We start from the raw sequence: 8,064 nt of genomic DNA on the forward strand, positions 1-8,064 counted from the left end.
AAGTGGTGATTCTCGGGTACCGGAAATTGAAGGCGCCGGACACATTGGGTCCAGATCGAATGCTTAACGTTCACGCAGCGCTTCACGTGCCTTGTTCAATGGCTTGATAAGATAGTCAAAAACCGTCTTCTGACCGGTCTTGATTTCCACCGTGGCGACCATGCCCGGTATGATGACATGTTCCCTGCCGTCCCTGCTATGCAGGCTCGAATTCTTTGTCCGCACGTCAACGCGATAAAAAACCAGCTTCTTGTCCACATCATCCTGCAACGTGTCGGGCGAGATGCGCTCGACCGTACCCTCCAGCGATCCATAGACCGCAGGATCGTAGGCGGAAATCTTGACGGTAGCGGGCAAACCTGGACGGATGAAAGCGATGTCACGTGGATTGACCCGCGTCTCGATCATGAGTTGGTCTTCAAGCGGCACGATTTCCATCAGCGTTCCGCCGGGCGCGATGACGCCACCGATAGTCGTTACTTCAAGGTTCTTGACGATGCCGCGCACGGGCGATGTGATCAAGGTGCGCGCCAGCTGGTCCTTCCGGCCCTTGATGATCTCAAGTGTCTGGTCAAGTTCGGCCTTGTTCTTTGTATAATCGGTATTGGCTTCGATCACGAACTCATTGTGCAGCATATTGAGCTTGGTCTGCAACTCGGTTTCCTGCCGTTGAAGCTTGATAACCTCGATGGTACTGGCCGCGCCTCTTGCCACCAAAGGCTCTGTCAGTGACAGTTCCTTGCGGGTCAGGGCAAGAGCCTTCTCCAGATCGGCGTTGGAAACCTCAAGATTATGGCGTCGAGCCTGGAACAGGCTCATCTCCCGTTCGACCAATGCCGGGTTCTTGCGTACATCTTCGCTGAATGCCGGTTCGCTCCCGACAAGTTCCGCTTCCAGCCGGGCGGTCGCGGCTTCAAGCGAAAGCGCCTTGGCCTGAGCCTCACCGAGACTGGCGCTGAAATGCTCCTGATTGAGTTCAGCCAGTTTCTGACGGGCCTCCACAATGTCGCCCTCGCTGACGAATATGCCGTCAACGATACCGCCTTCCAGGCTCTGGATGATCTGGGAGCGCATCAGCGGCGTGACCTTGCCGCTACCGACAGCGACTTCGTCCAGAACGCCAAACCAGGCCCAGACCAGAAAGGCCGACAGACCGAGGGAAACGACGGGAATAACCCGTAATCTCTCGAACCAGTGCAGGTTTTCCTTGCCGGGCCGCGTGCTGTCGATAATCTCGTCGAAGGAAGTAGAAAACGTCCGGTCGCTCATGCTCGCCTCACTGTGCCGTTAACGGTCGCGACGGTGGGCTTTCCGGTCAATGCGGCAATCACTTTGTCGCGTGGTCCGTCCATGGTCACACGACCCTTGTTGATCACGACGATCCGGTTGACGAGCGGCAGAAGCCCGGAACGATTGGTGGTAACGATAAGTGTCCGGTTATCGAGCCAACGGGAGAGCGACTGTACCAACTGTTGCTCGCTACGTTCATCAAGCGGCGCTGACGGTTCATCCAGCAGTAGGATATTGCCGGCGCGCAGCAAGGTTCGCGCCAGAAGCAGTGTTTGCCGCTGCCCGCCGGACAGTCCGATCCCACCTTCCTGCAACATCAGATCAAGGCCATGGCTCTGCCCTTGCACCAGCGGCAACCCACCTGTGATGGCCAGCGCTTTGAGAATATCCTCGTCCGAGGCATGTGGCGCACCGATCAGGATGTTTTCGCGGATGGTGCCCAGAAACAATTGCGCGCTTTGACCGAGATAGCCGATTTCCCTGCGAACATCCGCCGGACTGATCATGGACAGGCTGGAATCATCCAGCAGCAGCTTGCCGGAATCCGGTCGAGCCATACCGGCAAGCAGGCGCAGCAGGGTCGATTTTCCCGCTCCGATATGGCCAAGCAGGGCGACCCTTTCACCGGGTTGAATGACAAGGTTTTCGATACGCAGAGCCGCCGGACCATCCGGCTCATAGGCATAGCTCAACTGCTCGATCCGATAGTCGCCACGCAAAGTGTTACGACGCAAGAGTCCCGCTTGCGGATCGTGATCGACCGGCTTTTGCATAAGATCGGTGAGCGCGCCCATGGCAAGTCTCGCGCTCTGCCAGCGTGTGAATATCTGGCCGAAAGGAACGAACAGCACAAGCGCCCGGCTCGTCATGATCGAACAGGCAACCAGAGCGCCCGTAGACATATCGCCGTCCATCACGAGATAGGCGCCGGCAATCAGCACAGCCGTATAGGTCAGCTGTTGCAGCGATTGCGTCCAGTTGGTGAACAGGGCCGAATAAAAGCGCTGCTTTGCACTGATTCTGGCGGAAAGATAGGTGAAACGCTCCCACAGCGACTGAAAGCGCGGCTCGGCTTGTGACGCCTTGATTTCTTCGATCCGCTCGATGGATTCAACGAGGATCGCGTGCCGAAGCGCACTTTCGCGAGTGCCTTCCCTCGCAAGCCGCGCCAACGGAAACTGAATGAGCAAGCCTGGAATCGCGATCAGCACCATGGCGGCAATCAGCACGAAGGTCAGCTGGCCCGCAATCAGGGCGAAAAAAGCGAGGAACAACAGAACGAAAGGCAGGTCCACCAGAGCCGAAACCGTCGTGGACGTCATCAGATCCCGAATCTGTTCGATGTCGCGGATCTGTGCAATGAACGCTCCTGTCGATTTCGGCCGGTCATCGTTGCGAATATCCAGGGCGCGCGCAAAAATGCGCGCCGAAATGGCAAGATCGGCCTGTTTTCCCATGCGGTCGAGCACAACCACACGGGCGGTTCGCAGCAAGAGGTCGAGCAGCAGCGCCATGGCCGTGCCCAGCCCCAGAACCCAGAGCGTCGGGATCGAGCGAGCCGGAATCACACGATCCCACAATTGCATTGCAAACAACGCCGAAGCGAAGGTCAGCAAATTGCTGAAAACCGACGCCAGCGCGACATCCCGATACCCGCGTCGGTCTTTCAGAACGAGTTCACGCAACCAATGATGTGTGGGCTTTTGCAAAAACGCTTCGATGCGGGCGTCGCGATTCCGCGTGGACATCGGTTCTACGAGCAGCACGCGCCCCGTGGCCCGGCGATTGAATTCGTCCAGAGGCAGATCAATCGGCGGTCGCCCGGAAAGACCCGGCAGTGTCAGACGCACACTGTCAGTCCCCCTCTGGAGCACCAGCACCGTACGGCCTCCGTCAATCTCGAAGATCGCGGGAAGCAGCATATCGGGTACATTGTCCAGCGTCGCGTTCAGTAAATCAAGACGCAGACCGGAGCGGGAAGCAATGTCACGTAACGTCTCGATCGGATCCCGTCCCGGTGCGGCCCAGCCCCCCTGATGGGCGAACTCCGCTTCGGTCAGGACAATGCCTTTGAGACCGGCAAGCGCAACAATGGCGGCAACCCAGCTCTGGCGGCTAGCGGTTCCTGTGTCGGCCATGTCCCTATTCCCCCATAAGGGTCGCTGTCACTCCGAGTGACTGGCGCAGTTTCCCATAAACATTCTGATACTGAAGCCGCGCCGCCATCACGTCATATTCGGCGAGGATCCTGTTGTTGGCGGCCTGATGAATATTCAACTCCGCGTCGAGCAACTCGGTTAGTGTGCGCTTGCCGAGCGTATAAGCCTCGAAGAATATCTCACGCGACGCTTTGGCGTTTTTTTCCTGCTGCTGGTAAGCCGCTATACGCATCTTGCCGCCAATGAGGTTTTCACGCGCTTGACGAGCCCGTCCTCGAATGTCGAGAATGGCAGATGCCTTCATCGCTTCCGCAGCACGGCGATCCTCTTCAGCGGCCTGTACGGCATATTTGTGCCCCGGTTTGTAGAGATCGCCGGTTACTGTCAGCAGGGCCGTGTAATTGTCGTCTTGCCCGCTATTGTTGTTATTGCTGAAATAGTTGCGGTTATAACCAACTTGAACGCCCACACGCGGAAAGATTTCGGCTTTGGTCTCCCGGATTTTCGCTGCGGAGGCTTTTTCGGCCTGATCGGCGGCAATGACCGCCGGCAGTTGATCGAACTCCGGTTCAGTATTGTAAAGCGGCAGTTTGCTGATCACGGGCGTGGGATCGTTATATTTTTCAGGCATACCGCCGATTAGCGTCGCAAGCAGGACTTTCGCCGCCATCAACGATGTCTGTGCCTGAATTTCCTCGCCCCGCGCGCCTTCGATGCGCACATCAGCCAACATCAGGTCGGACCTATCCGAAGTCCCGGCAAGCACACGATCCTGAATACGACCGCGCAGGTCTTTTAATGCAGCAGAGTTTTTCACAGCTTCCGCCGCCAACGCCTCGTAACGCTTGACGTCGAGAAAAGCCAATGCGCCCTTTTCCGCAAGTTTGTCAGCGGTCACAATGACTTCCTGACTGCGTTGGTTCTCCGCCGCCCTGGCGGAGTCGATCGCACCCGCAGAACGGCCGAAATCCCATATCTGCTGATTGAGCGCGACTCCCGGTCCCTGTGCCCCATCATTGAAACGGGAACTGTCCCCATCCGAAAACATGCTTGGGCCGACACCGGCCTGATAGGTTAACTGCGGGTACCAGACGCTGCGCGCCGCACCGACATCCGCCTTGCTCCGCGCCAGAACGGCAGTCGCCTGCTTGAGGTCGGGGTGGCGTTTGATGATCATGGTCACCGCATCGGCAAGGCCGATGCGGTTGCCTTTAACCGGATTCGGACGCAACGCATGATCTTCCTTGGCAGGCTCGCTTTTCTTTGCCACCGCCACCGGTTTCGGAACCGATGGCTGAACCGAACTCAACGTATCCGAACAACCGGCTATCGGTAACCCGAACACCAGAGTAGCTCCTGCCAAAAAACACTTGCGATACAATGCTCTCTTCAAGTCATGACCCTGACGGGCCGGTACAACATTCCCCATGAGCACTTAAATGACCACCTGCACCTGATCCTGAACAAACACATTGGTTTCACCCAGAACATAATGCTCATAGGCCTGATTATTGATCAGCGTCTGGCCCTGATAATCAGCGCCGGTGATGCTGACCGTGTCATTATCTCCACCATTGATGATGAGCTCCGAACCTGCTCCACTTGCCTTCGCGGCACCATCTGCATCCATAATCAACGTATTGGCACCGGAATCGACACCAAGCTCGATATTCTCGATATCATGGACCGGCGTAGTAGATCCGGTGATGGTAGCGGTAGCGGTTGTGACAAGCAGGGTATCGGTCCCCATGCCGCCGTCGATGACGGTATCCGCCGCATCGTAGACCAGCAGGTCATTGCCATTGTCACCGAAAAGCTGATCGATGCCCGCCCCGCCACGCAGCAGATCGTTACCGTCCCCGCCATGGAGAATGTCGTTGCCGTCGAACCCATAAAGATGTTCATCGGCAGACGTACCGGTGAGCGTGTTGTCTCCCGTCGTTCCTTCGATAACGGTCGGGTCTGGTGCACTCAGCAAGCCCAGATCGGTCAACGTGGTTGCGCTGTCCGTTCCTGTCAACCCGTTCATATCGGTCGTAGTGATGGAATATGTTGGGGCAACGCTCAGGCTTAAAGCTGTATCCAGATGTACGGAGCGCAGCAACTCGTTGATTGCTTCGTTACTGATCGCGCTCCCATCAATCGAGGTGATGGTTAGCGTAGAGTACTCTGGAACAAGAGGAAGAAGATTAAAGTCCACATGGGTGACGTTGAACTGTAAACCCAATTCCGCCGCGATCAGGGTGGAAGCAGTCAGATCGAAACCAGTGCCCAAGTTGATTGGCACGGAATAGGTGACCGCTACGCTCTGCAGATTGTTGTTCGGATCGTACGCGATAAAAGTCTGGTTCCCCAGATCGATCAGGCCCAGCAGATCCGCACCGATCAGACCGCCCAGAAGCCCTTGGTTGACCACGCCAACCGGTGCCTGATTGGCTGCATCAACGGTGATCACTTGCGAATCCGTGTTCGCCCCGACATTACCAAACGCATCGACGATCTGGACACTCACAGTATGAGCGCCGCCTGCAAGTTCGCCCGGACCGTAGAACCAGGTCCAGCCATCCGAACCATCCGTGTCGTTTGGGTCCATATAGGCGTCGTTCCAGGTAGCCCCGCCATCCAGGCTGACCTGCACCTTTTCGCCCGGAAGAAGCGGAGTGTCCAAGGTTCCGAAGATCGTGGGCGAAGTATCTGTCGTAGTCCAGTCGCCAACTGGATCACTATCTACGGAAATCGCGGTGATCGTCGGCGTCTGCGTCGGCGCAACGCTGTCGATCAGATTGATGGTGATCGTAGCCGTGTCGGATATGGCGTCATCGGCCAGTGTATAAGTGAATACGTCCGACTGTCCGGGCGCAATCGGGTTACCGTTGGCGGTATATGTATAGCTGCCGTCCGCGTTGATGTGCAGCGTACCGTAATCGCCGACGATGTCCACGCCGTTCACTGGATCGACTGCAAGCGTCGTTGTATCACCATCGACCGTGTGTGAAATCTGCGTCACGGTGGTGGCGCCCACACTGCCCGGTGTGTCGTCGCCCGCAGGATCGGCATCGCTGATGACATTACCGCCCGACAAGGCTGTATTGTCGAACGCATATTCAGTCAGTTGCGTGGTGATCGTCGTCGTTTGCAGCAAGGTCAACGTATTGGACAACAGCGTTGTCGCCAGTGTGCTGACCAAGCTGTCCACCAGGTCGCTAACCTGAAGGTCTGTGAGACCCAGAAGCGGATCACTCAACACGTCGCCAAGAATACCGACCAAAGCCGAAACAGGCGTTTCCTGCCCAGTAGTGTTGATGAGGTCCAGCGCGGTTGTGAGAATAGGTTCGACAAGGTCACCGAGGTTGAGTGGCAGTCCAAGCACGCCTCCGTTGAGCGCGTTGACGACTGTATCGACGATCAACGCTTCGTTCTCGGCTCCAAGTAAAACTCCGCTATCGCCGAGCTCTTGTAGAGAAACCCCACCGCTGCCATCCGAATCCAGCAAGCCAGTCAATTGGCTCGAGTCGTTGTGCACCACAACACTATAAGCCCCTGCCGGCAGTCCAGCGAAGTCTATGGCGAGCGTGTCGGTCCCGCTGACCCCCAGTGTACCGCCAATGATAGGCGTAAGAACTTGTCCAACCAGGTTCGGATCGTCCGGGTTCGTTGAAGCAACCACATTGCCGTCAGCATCAACGATATCGACCCGGTAGCTATCGGCGACGGCAACCAGAGTATCCTGGCTCACCTCGACATGCAGCACACTATAGTCACCGTCGATCGTAACCGTCTGGCTACCGTCAGAACCGGTGGAGGACTCGGCAATACCGAGAACCTGGGAGTCGGTCGTCGTCACCTCCGGGCCAACCGTCGCGGTCACATTGCCGGTATCCAGCGTCGCCACATCATCAACGGCGTCGAGGAGATCGATCACGGCGCTGTCGGTTGCCGGAGTGGAAGCAAGACCGGAGCCATCGGTCAACGTGGCGCTGACCTCCAGCGTTTCACCCGCCGCAGGCAATGCGACGGTAGTGGTCCAGCTACCGGCGTCGATGTCAGCCTGCGTTAGCGTGTGTTGCTGTTCGTTGGTTCCATCGGAGACCGTAATGATGTCGCCCACGGACGGAGTACCCGTCAGACCAACAGTCACCGTTGCCGTCGTTGCTCCGCCGATTTCGGTAACGCCCAGCACGGCATCGTTGTTCACATCGGTGTCGATAGTCACAGTCGGTGCTGCTGGCGCCACAGCAATTGACAACACACCCGTGTCAGTCAATGCGCCGTCACTTACCGTGTAGGTGAAGGTATCGGTACCGGTAAAGCCAGCAACTGGCGTGTAGGTGTAGCTGCCATCCGCCAGGATCGTAATCGTCCCGCCCTGGTCCGTCGTGAACGTCCCCGCAGTCGCGCTCAGTTCTGCAGCCGCGTTGTCCACATCCGTGTCGTTGGCAAGCAGCCCCGTAGCCGCATCCACTGTCACCGGTGTGTCTTCCGCCGTCGTCGCCGTATCGTCAACCGCAACCGGCGCGTCGTTGACCGGCGTCACCGTTACCGTGATCGTGCCCGTCGTCGTGCCGCCATTGCCGTCATCAACCGTATAGGTCACCACGTCGTCGCCCGTGAAGTC

Annotated in this window: 4 protein-coding genes; all 4 read right to left on the bottom strand. The window is 57.4% G+C overall.

Annotation, left to right across the window (positions count from 1 at the left end):
• Positions 1-63: 63 nt before the first annotated feature.
• Entirely contained in the window at positions 64-1,269 is a 1,206-nt protein-coding gene (locus FHS76_RS03965) for an HlyD family type I secretion periplasmic adaptor subunit (protein WP_183648406.1), read from the bottom strand.
• Entirely contained in the window at positions 1,266-3,428 is a 2,163-nt protein-coding gene (locus tag FHS76_RS03970; protein ID WP_183648409.1) for a type I secretion system permease/ATPase, read from the bottom strand. Before FHS76_RS03970 ends, FHS76_RS03965 begins: the two co-directional genes overlap by 4 nt.
• Positions 3,429-3,432: 4 nt before the next feature.
• A complete protein-coding gene (locus FHS76_RS03975; RefSeq protein ID WP_210305990.1) occupies positions 3,433-4,794 on the bottom strand; it encodes a TolC family protein in 1,362 nt (453 codons plus the stop codon).
• A 90-nt stretch (positions 4,795-4,884) separates the two neighbouring features.
• The coding region (locus FHS76_RS03980; protein ID WP_183648414.1) for a tandem-95 repeat protein at positions 4,885-8,064 on the bottom strand (3,180 nt) is incomplete at its 5' end.

The sequence above is a fragment of the Brucella daejeonensis genome (genome assembly GCF_014199265.1).
GTDB classification, from domain to species: Bacteria; Pseudomonadota; Alphaproteobacteria; order Rhizobiales; family Rhizobiaceae; genus Brucella; species Brucella daejeonensis.

Bases quoted from the DNA above. Each gene is read 5' to 3' on its own strand.
- FHS76_RS03965 (WP_183648406.1), bottom strand. From the start codon at position 1,269: ATGAGCGACCGGACGTTTTCTACTTCCTTCGACGAGATTATCGACAGC.
- FHS76_RS03970 (WP_183648409.1), bottom strand. From the start codon at position 3,428: ATGGCCGACACAGGAACCGCTAGCCGCCAGAGCTGGGTTGCCGCCATT.